The following is a 19,436-nucleotide window of genomic DNA, read 5'->3' as shown; positions in this document are numbered from 1 at the left end:
AAGCGCCCCTCGGCAACTGTTGCTGCACCCAACGTTGGAGCAGCGACAGGTTTGAATCAGTGGGTCAGGAGGCGGCGCCTTCCGGCAGAGCCCGTGACGCGCTGCCGGCTGCTCGTGCCGCTATCGCTTCCTCATAGAGACGCTGTTCTTCGTCCTTCTGCGCTTGCGTGAAGCGAACCGCGATCGCGCATACAGAACAGACGAGGACGATGACGCCGAGCGTGAAGAGCGCGGTCTGCGTGCTCGCCGAGCCCTTGACCAGGAAGCCCGCGGCGACGGCGCCCATGTTGCCGCCAGCGCCGATGATGCCGGCGACACCACCCATCGCCTTGCGATTCACGAACGGCATGACCGCGTAAGTTGCACCGCACGCCATGTGCGTGAAGAGACCGAAGATCAGCAGGACGACGAGAGCATGGATCGGGCTCACGGTCTCGGCGAAGGCGAGCAAGCCGAGGCCTTCGGCAAGAATCAGCGCGAACAGCAGATTGACGCGCCCTTGCAGTCCGCTGCCCTTCGCGATGCGGTCGGAAGCGAGTCCACCGAGCGCACGCGCAAAGAGAGCGAGCAGACCGAAGCAACCGACGTAGAGACCCGCGGATGTGACCGACAGGCCGAAGCGATCCACGAAGTAGATGGCGGCCAGATTGTGGATGGTCAGTTCCACTCCGAAGCAGGCGCCGTACGTCACGAAGAGAAGCCACACGCGATAGTCGCGGGCGGCGAGCATGAACGACTCACGGCCTTTGCTGCGCTGAGCCTGTCCCGCAGCGAGACGCACGCGCGGATCGCTCAGGTTGCCGAACGGCGTATCACTTGCGCAGCGGTAGTACACGACCGCCATGACGAGCATCATGATTCCAGGCACGAAGAGCGCGATGCGCCAACCGAGCGCCTGCTCGATGCCGAGCGACACCAGCGCGGTAAGCAGGAGCGGCATGATGGCTTGCGTAGCGCCGCCGCCGGCGTTGCCCCAGCCCGCGGATGTAGCGTTCGCGGTCCCGACGATGTTCGGCGCGAACATCACGGATGTGTGGAACTGGGTGATCACGAAAGAGCCGCCGATCGCCCCGATGCACAAGCGCCAGAACAGGAAGGCTTCGTAACTCTGCGAGAAGGAAATGGCGATGACCGGAATCGCGCCGAGCGCGAGCAGCCACGTGTAAGCGAGCCGCGCACCGAATCGGTCGCAGAGCGGACCGATGATCAGGCGCACGAAGATGGTGACGCAGACCGCCGCGATATTGATGTTGGCGATCTGATCTCGCGTAAGGCCCAGTTCGTCGCGGATCACCGGCATGAGGGGTGCGACCGCGAACCACGCAAAGAAGCAGACGAAGAACGCCATCCACGCGAAGTGGAAATTGCGCATCGGAATCGTCGCGAAACTCAGCAGCTGCAGTCTTGTCGCCCGGCCGTCCATCGATCACTCCATTGAACTCGACTTGCGTCCAGTGCAAGGGGGATGCCAGAGGCGAAATCAGGGAGTTGAGCGATTGGAGGACGCTATTGCGCTCGCAGATGGTGCGAGTGCACTGGAGTGGGGGGCGGGGGTGGTGCAGGGAAGCCTGCGAGCGACGAGCTGCGAGCGGTGAGCCAGAAGGGAGGCCGCTATTGGCAGTTCTTCGGTCTCATCGCTAATCCAGCGGACACCCCTTCTCCCACTCCGGCTCGGGTCCAAACGTCTCGGCCAGAAAGTCCACGAACGCTCTTACTTTCGGCGTCAGGTTGCGGCGCTCTGGGTAGACGGCATAGACGGCGATGTCTACTGGACGGAATTTGCACAGGATAGGGACGAGCTCGCCCGAGCGCAGCTGATCACCGACGTAGAAGGTCGGCAGCATGACGATGCCGACGCCGGAGATGCACGCGGCCCGGTTCACGAGACCGTTGTTGGTTTGCAGTGAGCCCTTCAGCGGCACGACGTGCGTTTCGCCTTGCTCATCGACGAGGCGCCACTCGCGCGCGTTCGTGAGGAAGGAGTAGAGGATGCAGTTGTGCTCCAGCAGATCTTCAGGCCGCTCCGGCGTGCCGTGCTTCTTCAGATACGCGGGTGATGCGCAGAGCACCTGGCGGCACGGAACGATCTTGCGTGCGACGAGACTCGAGTCGCGCAGGTTGGCGATGCGGATCGCCACGTCGAACCCTTCTTCGACGAGATCGATGCGACGATCGTCGAGACTCAGCTCCATCGTCACGCCGGGATAGCGATCCAGGAAGCGATCCAGCTTCGCGCCGAGCTGCAGGATGCTGAAGGACATCGGAGCCGATACCCGCAACGTACCGCGCGGCTCTGTCTGAAAGCGCGCAACTTCGAGCTCCGCGTTCTCGATCTCTTCGAGCGCCCGCACGCTGCGCCGGTACAGCTCCGACCCCGCCTCGGTCAGGCTCAGGCGCCGCGTCGTACGATTGAGCAATCGCGCCCCGAGCTTCTCCTCCAGCCGCGTGATCGCCTTGCTGACGACCGGCTGCGACATCTCGAGCGCATCTGCTGCCGCAGTGAAGCTCGAGAGCTCGACGACTTTGACGAAGATGGCGATGTCGGTGAGGGATTGCATGGAGTGGCCTGCTGGCAAACCGGCCAACTGGCCGACTGGCCAGAGACCCCGAGGGTTCGGTTGCTGATTCTAGCCCCATGCGCACCACTTTCTGTTCTGGCCAGCCGGCCAGTCAGCCAGCTGGCCGGTTGGCCTCTGGAATAAATCCCATTCCCCCCACCCCGATGATCCCGCGCTTCATCGGGCCTACCTTCTACCTCACTGAATTCTGCCCGAGGTCGAAGTCATGGTTACCCAGGATCCGCATCAGGCTCGCGAGTTCTTCGCGCAGCGGCTGCTTTACACCACCGGTCCGGTGGAGCTCGACGGCCAGATCCGGCGGAACGAGCGCATTACGGTCGTTGACGTGCGCGAGCCCGGGGACTATCGCGCGGGCCACATTCCCGGAGCGATCAACTTGCCGCGAGGCCGCTGGCACACGCTGGCGGGGCTCTCGAAGGACCGCACGAACGTTCTTTATTGCTACAGCCAGAACTGCAAGCTCGGCGCGGCCGCCGCGGTCGAGATTGCCACCGCGGGTTACTCCGTCGTCGAGATGGAAGGCGGATTCGACGCCTGGCGCAGCGCCGGACTGGAGGTCGAAGTTGACCAATAGGGCATAGCGCGTCTTCGTCCGCGTCCGAATCACAGACATCCAACTCAAGGAGATTTCAACATGTTCGACTTCGATACCCAGCGTGCAGGCAATACCTTGCTGCGCGTTTCGCTCGGCCTCATGTTCATCGCTCACAGCGTGATCCTGAAATACTTCACGTTCACGCTTGCAGGCACCGCTCAGTACTTCGGGTCGCTCGGCCTGCCGTCATCGCTCGCCTACGTCGTCTTTGCTCTGGAAGCGATCGGTGGCGTGCTGCTGGTGCTCGGCATCCGCACTCGCTGGGTGGCGCTCGCTCTCGTGCCCGTGCTGATCGGTGCGACATGGGCGCACATCGGCAACGGCTGGGTCTTCAGCAATGCGAACGGTGGCTGGGAATATCCCGTGTTCCTGATCGTGATCGCGATTGTGGTGGCGCTGCAGGCGGCACCGGCACGTGCTGCAGTGACGGTGGGGGACGGCAAGCTGCAGACGGCGTGAGATTGGCGGCTGGCGACTGGCTGCTGGCTACTGGCCAGAAACGAGAAGAGTACTCCGCTTCTTTTCCGTCCTCTTCGGTCTGGCCAGCAGCCAGTTGACCAGTAGCCAGTGGCCCAGAAAAGAAAAGGGCCCGCTGCGCGAGCAGCGGGCCCTTTCTTTTCGATCTTCTTACTGCTGCTGTTCGAAGCGCAGGCGAACCATCGCGCGCTGCGACACCTTCTGGCCATTGCGCTCGACTGGCTCGAAGCGCCACTGGCGGATCGCGCGGACAGCGGCATCGTCGAACACATCCGCCGGGCTCGCGTTGCGAACTTCGACGTCTTCGACCGTGCCGTTCGGCGTGACCGTGAATGCCATTTCCACCCAGCCCTCGACACCGCGCTTGCGGGCCGACTCCGGATACACCGGGTTGACCGTGCGCGTGCGCTTCAGCGTTGCGGCGGACACGACGTTCGTCTGCTGTGCCGTCTGTTCTCGTGCAGCCTGGAGCTCGGCTTCAGCCTGTGCGATGCCCGCTTCGTTGTAGCGCGCTCCGACTTCGCGGGCACCCGCGATCAGCTGTGCCGAACGATCGTATGCCTTCGCTGCCATGGCCTGCTTGCCCGAGTTCAGCAAGCGGGTCGACAGGGCGCGCGAGAGTTCTTCCACTTCCGGACGATTCGGCGTCGCGGCGACGATCGCGAGGAGCGAGTCCTTCGCGCTGGCGCCCGGCGGATCGATCAGCTTGCCGTCCGCGAGACGCTGCCGGGCTTCGGCAACGAGCGCGTCGGTGTTCGGACCGGCAGCCGCGGGAGCGGACGCCGGACGGCGTGCGCCAGCAGCCGCGGGAGCTGCACTGCGCGTTGCATCAGCGAGCGAGCGTTCAACTGTCGCGAGCGCTGCGCCTGCGTAGCCGAGCTGGCGAGCGCCATTCACGTAGCCCTGCGCTTCGTCGACGCGTCCTGCGGCGAGCGACTTGCGGGCTTCTTCGGTGAGCAGCGCACTTAGTTCGCGGATGCTCTGCACGACGTTCGGGTCGGTCGGATCGAGGCGGCGCGCTTCGACGAGCGAATCGCGGGCGCTCGCGTTTGCCGGCGTGATCAGACGGCCGTTGGCCATGCGATCGTTTGCCTGTGCGACCAGCGTGCGGACGCGGCTACCGACTTCAGCCGCCTGCGTGAGCTTCAGACGTTCGCGCTCGCGGGCGATCTGCGTATCGAGGAACGACAGACGCGGATGCGTCGAATCGATAGTGCGCGCAGTTTCGATCGCACGGATCGCTTCTTCGAGCTTCTCTGCCGTGAGTGCGGTTTCCGCGCGGACGAGAATCTTGTCCACGACGGAACGTATACCATCCTTCGCGGCCTGGCTTTCCGGATCCAGCGTGAGCGCGCTGCGATAGAAGTCGAGGGCGCTTTCGCCGGCCGGTTCGAGGAACTTGCCCTGATCGAAAGCTTCCTTCGCGAGCGCGAGCTCGGCCTGCACGGGATCGGGCCTCTCGGGAACGCCGCCAGGCTGTTCGGTCGGTGCGGTTGCGGTCGGCGTTTCGACAGGCGCTTCCTTGCCGGTGAACTGCTTGATGCCGAACCAGATACCGCCGATGAGAATGAGCAGACCCGCGGCGAGGGCGCCGTAAGTCATCACGTAGTTCTTGCCGCCGGTTTCGCCGGCACCGCCTGAGCTCTGGCGCTGCCCAGCGGCCTTGAGGTCGATGTGCTGGGTGATTGCGGCTTCGAGGGCGAGCCGAGTCTGACCATGCGACAGCGGCGTGAGCAGGAAGCGGAAGATGCGTCCCGCGGCCGTGAGCTGCATCAGCGAAGCGCTGTCTTCGCGCTTGCCCGCAACGACCACGACGAGTTCAGGGAAGTGCTGCGTGAGCTGGGCAACCAGTGCCGCAACATCCGAGGTGCTGGCCGTGTCGGCGACCAGGACGCCGGGCTTCAGGCTCGGCAGGCGGTCCGCCACCTGGTCGAGATCCGGTGCATGGGCGACTGACGCTCCGCGCGGCGCTGCCTTGCGTACGGTTTCGACGAGGCCGGCATCGCGGCTGAGCACCAGGACGGGAGGCTGATGGCCTTCTTCGCCCAGGATGCGCGCGCTCTGCGTGTCGTCGATTTCCAGATTCACTTCTTCGCCGCCCGCTGGACGGCTGTTATGCGCATTGGCCATTACCCACTCCTACGGGGGCTTTCATGCTGGTTTCTAATACTTACTTATGCAAAGTCGGATGACTGAGACCTGCATCTGCCTTTTCCGGGCCAGCCGCGTGAACTGCACCCCAGAAATTCGTACAAGCGGGTCCCGGTCGTCTTCGTTGTGTCCCCAACCGCTTATCTGGGCCGCTGCTTGCCGCTTTGCAGCGCAGCGGTCGAATCCTACCGCCACCGGGCCGGTGTTGTCCGGGCCCTATGAAATGGCGAGTGGATGGGTGAATGGTGGTCCCAGGGCGGGCAGGTTTCATCCGAGCACGTCACCTTTTGGCGACAGCGGACCGCCGAAAAGGGGAGGCCGCATTGAGGGAGTTGACGATTTACGGCTTCGCGCGGACCGGGCTATATAGCGCACCGATCTGGCAGGACCGGCATTCCCCGGTCGTAACCCGGAAAATCCAGAAGGACGCAGCATTCAGTTCGGCCGCATCCATATGCGGACGCAGGGGATCGACGTTGCTCTCACCTCCCAAAGCCGTCATGCGCGCGCATCGCGTCGAGTCGCCCAACGGCTCGCGGGAGGATCCCTACTATTGGCTGCGTGACGATGCCCGCAGCGATGCCGACGTCATCGCCCACCTGCGCGCGGAGAACACCCATACGGATGCGGTGCTCGAGCCCATCCAGCCGCTCATCGAAGCGGTGTATCGCGAAATCATCGGACGCCTGAAGCAGGACGATGCGTCGGTGCCCGCGAGGTATCGCGGCTATTGGTACTGGGCGCGATATGAGACGGGCCGCGAGTATCCGATCTACATGCGTCGCGCCGACGGTGCCGACGACGGCGAAGCCGTCGTGCTGCTCGACGGCAATGCGATGGCGGAAGGTCATCCCTTCTTCCAGCTCGCGAACTACGAGGTCAGTCCCGACAACCAGTTGACGGTCTACGCCGTCGATACCGTCGGCCGCCGGCAGTTCCAGCTGCGCGTGAAGGATCTGCGCACGGGCGAACTGCTGCCGGACATCATCGAGAATGCGGAAGCCGACATCGCGTGGCTCGATGACAACCGCACCTTCCTCTACATCGAGAAAGATCCGGTGACGCTGCTGGGCCGGCGGGTGCGTCGGCATCTGCTCGGTTCCTCGCAACCCGATCCGGTCGTGTACGAGGAACCCGATGAGAGCTTCGGCCTCGCGGTCGAGCGCAGCAAATCGGAACGCTATGTCTTCATCGGATCGGAGAGCACGACGTCGTCCGAGTGGCGCTTCGCCGCCGCGGACGATCTCGGCACGACTTTCGAAGTGTTCGCACCGCGCGAGGAAGATCACGAGTACCAGGTCGACCATCTCGATGATCGCTTCTTCGTGCGCAGCAACTGGAAGGCCCAGAATTTCTGCGTAGCCGCTGTCGGCGTGGCGAGCCGGGCCGATCACGGCCGTCCTGATCGCTGGGAGAGCATCGTGCCGCACGATCCGCAGGTGCTGGTGCAGGACTTCGAGCTGTTCCGCGAATTCCTCGCGGTGAGCGAGCGCTCCGGTGGACTCTCCAAGATCCGCTTTCAGCGCTGGGGTGAACCGGCGCGCCACCTGGCAGCCGACGATCCGGCCTACACGATGCATCTCGGATCGAATCCGGAAATGGATTCGACGGTCCTGCGCTACGTGTACACGTCCCTGACGACGCCCACCTCGACGTTCGACTACGACATTCGCAGCGGCAATCGCACGTTGCTCAAGCGCGAACCCGTGCTGGGCGAGTTCGATCCCGCGAACTATGCGAGCGAATTCCTGTGGGCTGACGCCCGCGATGGCCAGCGCGTGCCGGTTTCAGTCGTGTATCGAAAAGACACGCCGCGCGATGGCTCCGCGCCCCTGTTTCTCTATGCGTATGGTTCGTACGGGCTCTCGATGGATCCGGCCTTCAGCTCGGCGCGACTTTCGCTGCTGGATCGCGGCTTCATCTACGCAATCGCGCACGTGCGCGGCGGGCAGGAGATGGGGCGTCACTGGTACGACACGGGGCGACTGCTCAACAAGTGGAACACGTTCCAGGACTTCATCGACGTCACGCAATTCCTCATCGCGCAACGCTATGCCACTGCCGGTCGCATCTATGCGTCCGGCGGCAGCGCCGGTGGCCTGCTGATCGGCACTGTGATCAATACGGCGCCGCAGTTGTACGGAGGTGCAGTGGCGAACGTGCCATTCGTCGATATCGTGACGACCATGCTCGATGAGTCCATTCCGTTGACGACCCTCGAGTACGACGAGTGGGGCAATCCGAACGAAGCGGACTTCTATCGCTACATGCTTTCGTATTCGCCGTATGACAATGTCCGCGCGCAGGACTATCCGCCGCTGCTCGTGACCACCGGGCTGTGGGACAGCCAGGTGCAGTACTACGAGCCCGCGAAATGGGTCGCGCGATTGCGCGAGCGCCGGACGAACGAGAGTCCGTTGCTGCTGCACACGAACATGGAAGCCGGACATGGCGGTCAGTCCGGCAGATTCCAGCGCCTGCGCGAAGTCGCGCGGGAGTATGGTTTCGTCATTGCGCTCGCGCGCAGTGAACCAGGGGCTCGGGGCTTGGGGCCCGGGCGGGAGACGGACTCCATCTCAACCCGGGCCCCGAGCCCCGGGTCCCGTGCCCCTCGTGGTGCTTCATGACCCATTCCGGTTACGTGCTGCTGGCCGATGACAATGCGACAGATGCCGAGCTGACCAAGCGAGCCCTCGAACTCGGCGGCGTGAGCCGCAATATCGTGTGGGTGCAGGACGGCGAAGCAGCGCTCGATTACCTGCTGCGCAAAGGCCAGTACGCACAGCGTCCGTCAGGCTTGCCGCGCCTCATGCTGCTCGATCTGCACATGCCCAAGATCGACGGGCTCGACGTGCTCGCCCGCATCAAGTCGGACCCCCAGCTGCGCGCGATTCCCATCGTGATCATGTCCTCGTCCGACCAGGAATCGGACATGACCCGCAGCTACGAACGCCACGCCAACAGCTACATCGTGAAGCCCGTGGACTTCAAACAGTTCACGGACCAGGTGTCGATCCTGGGGCAGTACTGGATGAGGGTGAATCGGGCGCTGGGATGAGCCGGGCTCGGGCCTCGGGGCTGGGGCCCCGGGCCAGAAGGCTGCCAGACGTTGAGGGCACCGCCTGACCCGCGCCCCAGGCCTCTCGCCCCGAGCCCTCCTCCTGTGCTCCCCGTCACCTTTCCTGCCTCCCACCCCCTCTCGACCGTGCGAATCAAGGACTTGGTCGGCATACTTACGGCCTGACATAAGAGAGCATTGGCGCTCACGGTGGGACGGTCGCGCCCGCTGATTACACGTCCGCAGGACGGTCCGGACAGGCAGGCCCGTACGGCCAGGAGTTTTCGGGGCATGGGTGTCATTCTGGTTGCATACGAGCGCGAGTCCGAGCAGGTCGCGCTGGAGAAGCTGCTGGTTCCCCGCGGCCATCGGGTCGTGAAGGCCACGAACGGTCTCGAAGCGCTCGATGCCGCTCGTCGCGAGCCGCCGCATGCCGTCGTTTCCGACATCGTGCTGCCCCGGATGGACGGCTTCGCTCTGTGCCGCAAGTGGAAACAGGACGAACGTCTGCAGTCGATCCCATTCGTCTTCTACACGCGCCGTCACGACGACCCGAAGTACGAGCGCTTTGCGCTCGAGCTCGGTGCCGAACGCTTCCTTTCCCGCACTGAGCAGCCCGAGGCACTCGTGAAGGTGCTCGATGAGTTGGTCGCCGCTGCCCCGGCACCTGCCGCAGCGCCCGCCAAGGCCAACAACGCAACCGTGAAGCTCCAGGCGCTCGACGAGAACTCCGTGCAGCGCTCCGAGGCTGCAGAGCGGGCACAGCAGGCACTCGCGCTTGCGACCGAACGCGCGCAACAGGTCCAGGCGCGCTTGCGCAATCAGATCGGCGAGCTCGAATCGACCAACCAGCGGCTCGCCTCGGGCGAGGCGCGTTTCCGCCGCATCTTCGAATCTAATCCGCTGCCGATGTGGATCGCCGACCAGGCGACCGGCGGTTTCATCGCGGTCAACGATACTGCGTTGACGGCTTACGGCTATACGCGAGCCGAGTTTCTCGCGTTAAAGGGCGCGGCGTTGCTCGAAGCAAGTCCTGCATCCGCTGACTCCGGCGGTACTGTCACGCATCGGCGCAAGAACGGATCGACGTTGCAGGTGATGCTTGCGAGCCGCCCGATCGAATTCGACGGCCGCAATGCCGATCTCGTGAGCGCCTGCGATCTCACGCAATACGTGGCCGAAGAGCGCAAGCGGCTGGAGCGGGCCCAGGAGCAGGCCCTGTCGAGCCGCACGATTCTCGAAGCCGTGTCCGACGGCTGCTGGGTGCTCGACAGCGAAGGCCGCATCCTAGAAGTGAATGAGGCGTATTGCCGCATGTCGGGCCACGCGCGCGAAGAGCTCGTGAAGACGCCGGCGTCGAACATCGAGCAGCAGAGCGCCGAAGATCTGAAGGCCGCGCGCAAGGCCAGCGATCGATACGAAGCAACTCACAAGCGTCGCGACGGTTCGCTGATGGACGTCGAGGTCACCGTGGGTCGCATCGACAGCGGCGCCGGCGACACCGTCCTCGTCATCCGCGATATTTCGCAGCGCCGGCGCGAGGCTTCCGCGCAGCGCCAGGAACAGAAACAGCAGGAATTCCTGATCGACCTGTTCCGCCAGTCCGAGTCGTTCGACGAGTCCGCTATCGTGCGGCGCGTGGTCGAGCACGCGGCGGAAATGACCGACAGCCCGCTCGCGTACCTCTTCTTCGTCCATCCCGCCGACAAGACCATTTCGCTGGTCGCGTGGCGTGACCGCGCGAAGGCGCAGACGATCATGGCGAACGCCGAGCCGCGCCAGATGGCGCGCATGAGCGTCTTCGCGGAATGCGTGCGTTCGCGTCATGCCACTTCGAGCAACGATCTCACCTGGAAGCCGCAGCCCGATGGTTTGCCCGATCTGCAGCGCTATGTGGCCGTGCCGATGGTCGACGGCGAAGAGGCGGTTGCTGTCCTGGGTGTCGCCAATCGCGACGCAGGCTATGGCGAAGCCGATCAGCGCGCGCTGTCCGCACTGAGCGATGGAGTGTGGCGAATGCTGCACGCGAAGCGCGCTCACGGTCAGACGCTGAGCTCACTGCAGCGTACAGACGTGGCCCTGCAGGGCATGATCGACGCGCTGCTCGCGCTGAGCGAGAAGCACGATCCCTATACCGCTGGTTCCGCACGTCGCGTCGCCGCGCTCGCAGTCGCGCTCGGGCGCGAAGCGGGTCTCGACGGCGAACGTCAGCACGCACTGCGCGTCGCAGCTTTGCTGCACGACGTGGGCAATGTCGCCGTACCGCCGTCGATCCTTGCGCGTCCGGGCCCGCTCAATGAAGCGGAAACCGCACTGATGCGCTCTCACGTCGAAGAAGGCACCAAGCTGCTCGCGAACATCGACTTCGGCGCGCCGGTCGCCGAAATCATCTTCGAACACCACGAACGCTTCGATGGCAGCGGCTATCCGCGCGGCATGAAGGGCGAAGAGATCCTCATCGAAGCCCGCATCCTGGCGATCGCCGATGTGGTCGAAGCCATGTCCTCACCGCGACCGTATCGCCCGGCACTCGGCATCGATGCAGCGATCGACGAGATCAATCGCGGAGCGGGAGTCGCGTACGACCTGCACCTGGCGACCGCGTGCACGAGGCTCGTGCGGCAGCACGGGTTCAAGTTTCCGGAATAGCCGCGAGCGACGAGCGGCGAGCTGCAAGCCAGAAACCCGGAGCCGGAGTTGCGATCCCCTCCGGCTCACGGTCCCTTCCGGGCTCATAGCTCGTAGCTCATCGCCCTCCGCTCATCTCTTTCCCCTGTCTCCCTTCCGCGCCGCTGCCTTCCACCTCCTCCTCCGTCCTCCTCCGCCTCATGTCCGGTCCCTCTCCCATCTCGCGAGCGATGGGGGGGAGCCCGATAGGTCGGCATTGAGCCTCCGGGCACACTGCGTCAGTCGAACAAGGGCATAACCGTCGAGAGACGGCGACGCAAAGCCTCCGGTCCCATTGCTCCAGCGAGCAACGGATAGCGGGGTTGCCGGCGCAGACCTTCTTCATCGCGAGCAACGCGCGAATGGTGTCGGTCTCGTCGTGAGATAGCGTGCGGCTTACCGCGGGTTATCCGCGGCTCGAGCTGTGCGGCTCGCTCCCTTGTGAAGACAAGTTCTTGTCGCATCCGGGAGTGAGTATCACATGGTCCTTTCCGCCTCTCTTTTCAGGCTGCCGCACGCAAGAGCGTGGGTCGCTTTCATTCTGTGCCTGGTCGGTCTGATGAGCATGGGCACAGCCAGTGCTCAGACGCGTCCCGTCATTTCGGGGACGCCGGCTCCCACCGAAGTCGGCAAGCCGTTCTCGTTCACGCCGACCGTCTACAACCCGTCGAACATCAAGCTCACGTTCTCGATGTGGAATCCCCCGTCGTGGATGAGCCAGGATCCCGCGACGGGCCGCATCTACGGCACGCCGACGACCACCGGTTATTGGGGCAACGTCCTAATCAATGCGACCGGCTATTACAGCGATCGCATCCTCGGCCCGAGCTTCGTGATCGAAGTGGTTCCCGCGACTGCCGCGAACCGCGCACCGACGATCTCCGGCACGCCGCCGGCGAGTGTCGCGCTGCGTAACGTCTACCAGTTCACTCCCACCGCGAGCGACGCCGATGGCGACACGCTCACGTTCTCCATCTCGAACAAGCCGTCGTGGGCTTCGTTCAACGCGTCGACGGGCCGTCTTCGCGGCACGCCGGGCGCGTCCGGCACCTTCTCGGGCATCGTCATCCGCGTGAGCGACGGCAAGGCAACCACTTCGTTGCCCGCCTTCAGCATCACTGTCGGCAGCACTGCGAATCGCGCGCCGACCATCAGCGGCTCACCGACCACGGCTGTCAGCGTGAACACCGCGTACAGCTTCCAGCCGACGGCCAGCGACGCCGACGGCGATACGCTGGGTTTCAGCATCGCCAACAAGCCGACGTGGGCGAGCTTCAGCACGACCACGGGTCGTCTGAGCGGCACACCGACGGCAGCAGCGACGCACTCGGGCATCGTCATCACTGTGAGCGACGGCAAGACGAGCACTTCGCTGCCGGCGTTCGCGATCACGGTCAACGGCGCTGCGAATCGCGCCCCGACGATCACCGGCTCGCCGTCCACGTCGGTCAACGCGAACAGCGCATACAGCTTCCGTCCGACCGCATCCGATGCCGATGGCGACACGCTGACGTTCTCGATTGCGAACAAGCCGTCGTGGGCGTCCTTCAGCACCTCGACCGGCCAGCTTTCCGGTACGCCGGCGGCTGCTGACGCAGGCACGTTCTCCGGCATCGTCATCAGCGTCAGCGACGGCAAGACCAGCGCTTCGCTGTCCGCATTCGCGATCGCGGTGAACCAGGTTTCGCTCGGCAGCGCCACGGTTTCGTGGGTTGCGCCTTCGCAGAACACCGACGGTTCCTCGCTCACGAATCTTGCCGGTTACCGCATCTACTACGGAACTTCGGCAACCGCACTCACGCAAGTGGTGAACGTCACGAACCCGAGCCTCTCGACGTACATGATCGAAGGTTTGTCGCCGGCGACGTACTACTTCGCGGTGCGCGCGTACACGAGTGCAGGTGCGGAGAGCACGAACTCGAACGTCGCAAGCAAGACGGTGCAGTGATTTCGCGCGGATGACTCGTTATGAGCACAACGTTCGCAAAGGAAATTCACGTGCGGTACGCATGTGGCGGACGTTGTGCTTGTCTTCCGCGCGTTATGTTCTTTGACGTTGTTATGTGAAGCTAGAAATGACTTGAGCTGTCGGCCGCCAACGACAATTGCAAAGGCATTTCCGGTGAGGTTTACTCGACCACGCTTCACAAGGGCAAACCCGCTGCAAGGCGGGGACGCAAAGCCTCCGGTCCACGAGCACACGGTGCAGGATAGCGGGGTTGCCGGTAGAGGACCGTCTGGACCTCTTTCGTCATCCCGCTCGACTTAATCCGTCAAGCGCTCCCACCCGAAGGTCCTTCTGAAGACGCCGTTACGCGGCGCCTGCGATTTCGGCATTTGCCGTTTCCCGCAGGCACGACGAGCGGCGCGACTGGAGCGACATCGTTGCCGTCTCCATGTCGATTCGAGTTGTTAAGGGCAAACCCGTCGAAAGGCGGGGACGCAAAGCCTCCGGTCCGAACGTGCGCTGCACGGGATAGCGGGGTTACCAGCAAGAACAGGGTGCAGGCATGGATCCAATAGCGGGTTTGGGGAGCAAGGCGATTATCAGGAATCTCGCGAAAGCGTGGCTCGTCGTATCCATGGCAGCGGCTCTTGCCGCATGCGGTGGCGAAGGCGACGAAGCAACTCCTGAGCCCGTCGAGCAGACGCCGCCGCCCGCCACTCCGCCGCCGACGCCGAATCAGCCGCCCGAGATCAGCGGTGTTCCGGAAACGAACATCGAAGCGGGCCAGGACTATTCGTTCGTTCCCTCGGCGAAGGACGCCGACAACGATTTCCTCGAGTTCGAGATCACCAACAAGCCCTCGTGGGCGACGTTCAACGTCGAGACCGGTGCGCTCACCGGCGTGCCGGCCGATGGCGATGTCGGCGAGAGCTCGGACATCACGATCACCGTGACTGACGGCCGCGACGAACGCGCCATCGGTCCCTTCAAGATCCGCATTCGCGGCCGCAGCCAGCCGCCGCCTGCCTCGAACACGCCGCCCACCATCGGCGGCACACCGGCGGCTTCGGTCACTGCAGGTACTGCGTACAGCTTCCAGCCGACGGCCGCCGACGCCGACGGCAACCAGCTGACCTTCTCGATTTCGAACCGTCCGTCGTGGGCGAGCTTCAGCACCGCCTCGGGCACTCTGACCGGCACGCCGGGTACGCAGCGCGTCGGCAACTACGCCAACATCGTCATCAGTGTCAGCGATGGCACGGCGACTACATCGCTTCCGGCATTCACGATCAGCGTTCGCGGGCCTAACAACACCGCGCCCGTCGTCAGCGGCACGCCGATGACTTCCGTGCAGGCGGGACAGGCGTATTCGTTCCAGCCGACCGCCACGGACGCCGAAGGCAACACGCTCACGTGGAGCATTCAGAACAAGCCGACGTGGGCAACGTTCAGCAGCTCGACGGGTCGCCTGACCGGCACGCCGACTGCGGCGCAGGTGGGTTCGTACGCGAACATCGGCATCAGCGTGAGCGACGGCGGCAGCACAGCCTCTCTGCCCGCGTTCACCATCACCGTGCAGGCGGCACCGAACCGCGCGCCGACCATCAGCGGCACGCCTGGCACGACGGCCACGGTGGGCACCGCTTACTCGTTCCAGCCGACCGCGAATGACGCGGACGGCCAGTCGCTCGGCTTCACGATCCAGAACAAGCCGACCTGGGCAACGTTCAGCAGCTCGACGGGCCGTCTGAACGGCACGCCGACGGCAGCCGGCACCGCCAGCAACATCATCATCAGCGTGAGCGATGGCACGGCCACGGCTTCGCTGGCGGCCTTCAGCATCACGGTCAGCGGCGGCAGCACGCCGGTCAACAACCCGCCGACGATCTCTGGCACACCCGCGACGTCCGTGAACGTGAACAGCAGCTACAGCTTCCAGCCGACGGCCAGCGATCCGGAAGGTGCGACGCTCGCCTTCAGCATCCAGAACAAGCCGTCGTGGGCCACGTTCAGCACGACGACAGGCCGTCTGAGCGGCACGCCTTCGGCTTCCGGCACCACCACGGGCATCGTGATCAGCGTGAGCGACGGCACCAACAGCGTTTCGCTCCCGGCGTTCTCGATCGCGGCCAACTCGGTCGCGCTTGGCAGCGCGACGCTGTCGTGGGCGGCGCCGACCCAGAACACGGACGGCAGCTCGCTGACGAATCTCGCGGGCTACCGCATCGTCTACGGCACCAGCTCCTCCGCGCTCAACCAGACCGTCCAGCTGGCGAATCCGAGCCTGACCTCGTATGTGGTCGAGCAGCTGGCACCGGGCACCTGGTACTTCGCAGTGAAGGCCTACAGCGATACCGGATCCGAAAGCTCGCTGTCGAACGTCGCGAGCAAGACCATTCCGTAACCGGCAGCGCGCCCGTCGCCAGGCGGGCGCGCTGAAACCCGGGACCGGATTTCACACGGAGTTCACGGAGCACACGGAGGTCCTCGCAACGGAGGGATCTTCGCCCCGGCGGTTACAAACCGGTCCCTCGTCCCGTCCCCGCCTTTCAACTTTTGACCGCATCTGTCTGCGGCGCTCTCACGGCTGCGTTTAGAATCCTCAGGCCCGCTTCCAGCCGCCCGAGGATCGTTATCGATGACTGCTACGACAACAACGTCCCCGCTCGGCCGGCTGCTCAGCAAACTGGCTCCGATCGAGCCACGTGAAGTGTCGGCGGTCGTCGCCGCGTTCGGCCTGTTCTTCTTCATGTGGGCGGGCTACTTCTCCGTCAGGCCCGTCCGCGAGACCATCGCCACCATCATTGGCCGCGACCAGACGGCCGACCTCTGGATCATCACGTCGATCGCGTCGATCGCGATCATCCCGACGTTCGGCTTCATCGTTGCGCGGGTCCGCCGCAGTATTTTCCTTCCCGCGATGTACGGGTTCGTCGCCCTGGTGCTGGTCCTGACGGGCCTCGCGTTGCGGGGCGAACAGATCGATCCCGCCGCCGGCAAGTTCTTCTATGTGTTCATCAGCGTGGTGAACCTGTTCCTGCTGTCCATCTTCTGGAGCTTCCTGCTCGAGCTGTTCGACAGCGGGCAGAGCAAGCGGCTGTTCGGTGTGATCGCGGCGGGCGGCAGCGCGGGCGCACTCACCGGGCCGCTCATTTCGGACGTCAGCGTCAGCGCCATCGGCAACAGCGGTGTGCTGTTCGTCGGTGCGGCGTCCTTCGTGATTGCGATTCTCTGCCAGCGGGTGCTGCTGGGAATCTGGCGTGACCGTTCGAAGGCCGTGACTGAGGATCGGCCGCTAGGCGGCAACATCTTCGCTGGCATCACGCTGATCCTTCGATCGCCGTACATCCTGGGCATCGCACTTTTCGTCGTGTTCATTTCGGCAGTGAACACGTTGCTGTACTTCGAGCAGCTGCGGCTGGTCGAAGTCAACTACCCGGAGATCACCGATCGCACCCGTATCTTCGCCCGCTTCGACTGGATCGTGCAGACGCTGACCGTGCTGTCGCAGATCTTCCTGACCGGCCGCATCGCGAAGCGCTTCGGCGTCGTTGCGCTCGTGACCGCAATTCCGTTGATCATGGTCGGCGGGTTCATTGCGCTGGCGGCGACCGGCACGCTCGCCGTGCTGGCTGTCGTGGTTATCGGGCGTCGTGCGATGGAATACGCATTCGTGCGACCGGGCCGCGAGATGCTGTGGAGCCCGCTCGACAAGGAAACGAAGTACAAGGCCAAGAACACGGTCGACGTGCCTGTCTACCGCGGCGCCGACGCCATCTCGGCTCAGCTCAACAAATTGCTCGAGGGAATCGGCTGGGGCCCCGCGGCACTCGCCATGCTGGGAGCAGGCGTCGCGGCTGTATGGGCAATGCTGGGTTTGTGGCTCGGCCGCCGATTCGATCGCGGTGAAGTGGATGAGCGCGGCGGCAGGAAGAAGCCGGAAGGAAGCTGACGGTCAATCCAGCGCGAACCGCATCCTCAGCACTGCGCGCTGGTTCACGGCAGCGCCGTTGCGGATCACCGGTTCGAAGCGCCACTTGCGCAACGCATCGATCGCAGCTTTGTCGAAGACACCGGCGGGCTGTGCTTCACGCACGACGAGTTCCTGTGTCGTGCCGTCCATTCCAATCGTGAACTCGATGTCGACCCAGCCTTCCGTTCCCTTGCGCTGGGCATCAGGCGGATAGATCGGTGCGGCCTCGCGCTTGCGGGGCAGATCGGCCGCTTGCAGGACGCGGCTGGCCGCCGCGCGTTCTTCCTTCGCAGCCGCAATCTGATCGCGCAGGGAGCGTGTGCTGGACATCCGTGGCACGAGCTCTTCGGCTCGCCCGAGCAGCAGTTCAGCCTGTTCGAGTTCGCGTGCGGCGAATGCCGTGCGCGCGTTGTCGATGAGTGTGAAAGCGAGGCGCTGCTGCTCGGCGCGGACTTCAGCTGCGTTCGGATACTGGCTCGCAACCTGCTGGAGCGAATCGAATGCATTGTTTCCCACGGGCCGGATCAGTTGTCCGGTTTCGCGCAAACGGATGACGGGCGCCAGCAGCTCGACAACTGCGCGTGAGCTGGCCGCTTGAGCGCTCGCGGCGCTCAGATCATCCAGCTCACCGCCGACCTCGACGAGATCAGGCAACGCGAGCTCGAACTCGCGATCGATCGCAACAGCCGCAGCGTATGCCTGCCTTGCCTGCGCGGCGTCGCTGATTGCGATCGACGCTCTCGCCTGCGCGAGCAGACGAGCGCCCAGATCGGTGGCGAGAATCCGGTTCGCGGACTCGTCCTCTTTCGCATCGCGCGCTGCGCGCAGATGGAAGAGGGCGCTGTCATCCGCCGGCTCGATGAGCCGGCCCGCTGCGAGGCGCGTGCGAGCCAGATCCGTATTCGGTGTCGTACGCGTCGGCGAAGCCTTGCGCTGTTCAGCCGGCTTGGCGACGACCGGCTCAGGCCGGGCGGAGCGCGAGAGCGCGAGCAACTGTTCTCGCAATGGAGCGATTTCAGGGTGAGTCGGATCCGCGCTCTGCAGCACCGAGAGGGCGCGAGCGGCGTTCGGCGCGTTGCGGGCCTGCAGTGCCTGCATGACTTGCAGCTCGAGCGCATCCAGGACGTCCTGAACACCGGTCTGGGCTGTTGCGTTGTCGGCCTCGATGGCCAGGACCGATCGATAGAGATCGAGCGCGTTGTCGTTGGGAGGTGCCGACAACCGACCGGCATCGAAGGCCTGCCTGGCATTCTCGAGCAATTCGGTGGTCGAGCGAGCAGGTTGTGCTGACGTTGGCGCAGTCGGCGCGGTAGCAACTGGCGACGCACTTGGCGCAGCGGGTTCATCGGATCGTGTGAAGTACACCGTCAGTGCGACTGCGAGCAGCACTGCGGCCGCGATGCCACCAATCACCGGGATTCGATTCGCGGGCTCCGCAAGCTGCTTGACGCTGGCGAGCGCTGGCGACGAACCAGTCTGTGAAAGCTCGTGGCAACGCCGTGTTGCTGTGGCGAGGAAGAGGTTCGCGCGCGCAGGCGACACCGGCTTGTGCAGGAAGCGATAGACGCTGCCCTTGCTGATCAATCCGGCGACGGCGCCTTCCTCGTCGCGCCGCCCGGTGGCGAGCATGACGAGTTCCGGGAACTGTGTCTGGAGACGTTCAAACAGCGCGGCAGAATCGCTGCGAACGACCTGCATGTCGGCGATGAGGATGCCGCAATGGCCGCCAAGAAGAAGCTCGACCGCGGCCTCCGCGGAGGGCGCGTGCCAGAGAACGTGTTCGGGACCGGCGGACTGCTGGAGTGTCGTGAGCAGCGCGTCGTCCGCGCTGATCACGACGACATCTACAGTACTGCCAGAGAGCGCGCCGGCGGCGCTGAAAGCGCCTGTGGTTGCATCATGTTGCCGGCGTTGCATTGCATCGGTTGATCAGCGGCAGGCGTCTTGGAGCGGTTACTTACGTCGTGCCGCGATTGCCTGGAATCTGA

At 64.3% G+C, this 19,436-nt stretch carries 12 protein-coding genes and 3 riboswitches; of the genes, 8 read left to right on the top strand and 4 right to left on the bottom strand.

From position 1 onward, the window contains the following. Positions 1–64 precede the first annotated feature (64 nt). Positions 65–1,423 (bottom strand): MFS transporter, encoded by a 1,359-nt coding sequence (locus tag HNQ60_RS07995; RefSeq protein ID WP_184330519.1) that lies wholly within the window; start codon positions 1,421–1,423, stop codon positions 65–67. Positions 1,424–1,637: 214 nt separating this feature from the next. Continuing rightward, entirely contained in the window at positions 1,638–2,558 is a 921-nt protein-coding gene (locus HNQ60_RS07990; RefSeq protein ID WP_184330518.1) for a LysR family transcriptional regulator, read from the bottom strand. A 226-nt stretch (positions 2,559–2,784) separates the two neighbouring features. On the opposite strand from HNQ60_RS07990, the gene HNQ60_RS07985 reads away from it, so the two are divergent. Beyond that, complete coding sequence (locus HNQ60_RS07985; RefSeq protein ID WP_184330517.1) at positions 2,785–3,153, top strand: rhodanese-like domain-containing protein; 369 nt, start codon at positions 2,785–2,787, stop codon at positions 3,151–3,153. 60 nt (positions 3,154–3,213) lie between these two features. Next, positions 3,214–3,633 carry a DoxX family protein gene (locus HNQ60_RS07980; RefSeq protein ID WP_184330516.1) on the top strand — a complete coding sequence of 140 codons (420 nt, stop codon included), beginning with the start codon at positions 3,214–3,216 and terminating at the stop codon, positions 3,631–3,633. Positions 3,634–3,801: 168 nt separating this feature from the next. On the opposite strand, the gene HNQ60_RS07975 is transcribed toward HNQ60_RS07980, so the two are convergent. After that, positions 3,802–5,781 (bottom strand): energy transducer TonB, encoded by a 1,980-nt coding sequence (locus HNQ60_RS07975; RefSeq protein ID WP_184330515.1) that lies wholly within the window; start codon positions 5,779–5,781, stop codon positions 3,802–3,804. 497 nt (positions 5,782–6,278) lie between these two features. On the opposite strand from HNQ60_RS07975, the gene HNQ60_RS07970 reads away from it, so the two are divergent. The 6 genes from HNQ60_RS07970 (at position 6,279) to HNQ60_RS07945 (ending at position 17,427) form a co-directional block, all read left to right on the top strand. Next, positions 6,279–8,429: a S9 family peptidase gene (locus tag HNQ60_RS07970; protein ID WP_221304091.1), complete on the top strand. Its 2,151-nt coding sequence runs from the start codon at positions 6,279–6,281 to the stop codon at positions 8,427–8,429. Then, the gene (locus HNQ60_RS07965; protein ID WP_184330514.1) at positions 8,426–8,860 is read left to right on the top strand and encodes a response regulator; all 435 of its coding nucleotides are present in this window, start codon (positions 8,426–8,428) and stop codon (positions 8,858–8,860) included. Before HNQ60_RS07970 ends, HNQ60_RS07965 begins: the two co-directional genes overlap by 4 nt. A 291-nt stretch (positions 8,861–9,151) precedes the next feature. Beyond that, positions 9,152–11,509 (top strand): HD domain-containing phosphohydrolase, encoded by a 2,358-nt coding sequence (locus tag HNQ60_RS07960; protein ID WP_184330513.1) that lies wholly within the window; start codon positions 9,152–9,154, stop codon positions 11,507–11,509. Between the two features lie 260 nt (positions 11,510–11,769). Next, positions 11,770–11,858: riboswitch (cyclic di-GMP riboswitch) on the top strand. A 150-nt stretch (positions 11,859–12,008) separates the two neighbouring features. After that, positions 12,009–13,475 carry a fibronectin type III domain-containing protein gene (locus tag HNQ60_RS07955; protein WP_184330512.1) on the top strand — a complete coding sequence of 489 codons (1,467 nt, stop codon included), beginning with the start codon at positions 12,009–12,011 and terminating at the stop codon, positions 13,473–13,475. Between the two features lie 193 nt (positions 13,476–13,668). After that, positions 13,669–13,754, top strand: a riboswitch (cyclic di-GMP riboswitch). 180 nt (positions 13,755–13,934) lie between these two features. Next, positions 13,935–14,020, top strand: a riboswitch (cyclic di-GMP riboswitch). Between the two features lie 17 nt (positions 14,021–14,037). Next, positions 14,038–15,879 (top strand): putative Ig domain-containing protein, encoded by a 1,842-nt coding sequence (locus HNQ60_RS07950; RefSeq protein ID WP_184330511.1) that lies wholly within the window; start codon positions 14,038–14,040, stop codon positions 15,877–15,879. 234 nt (positions 15,880–16,113) lie between these two features. Further along, positions 16,114–17,427, top strand: a complete 1,314-nt coding sequence (locus HNQ60_RS07945) for an NTP/NDP exchange transporter (protein ID WP_184330510.1) — start codon at positions 16,114–16,116, stop codon at positions 17,425–17,427. A gap of 3 nt (positions 17,428–17,430) precedes the next feature. Here the strand turns inward: HNQ60_RS07945 and HNQ60_RS07940 are convergent, their stop codons facing one another. Further along, the gene (locus tag HNQ60_RS07940) at positions 17,431–19,365 is read right to left on the bottom strand and encodes a TonB family protein (protein WP_184330509.1); all 1,935 of its coding nucleotides are present in this window, start codon (positions 19,363–19,365) and stop codon (positions 17,431–17,433) included. Between the last annotated feature and the right edge of the window lie 71 nt (positions 19,366–19,436).

This window comes from Povalibacter uvarum, from assembly GCF_014202975.1.
Classification (GTDB): domain Bacteria; phylum Pseudomonadota; class Gammaproteobacteria; order Steroidobacterales; family Steroidobacteraceae; genus Steroidobacter; species Steroidobacter uvarum.
Note: the sequence above shows the minus strand (reverse complement) of the source record. Positions and strands in the feature narration are given on the sequence as shown.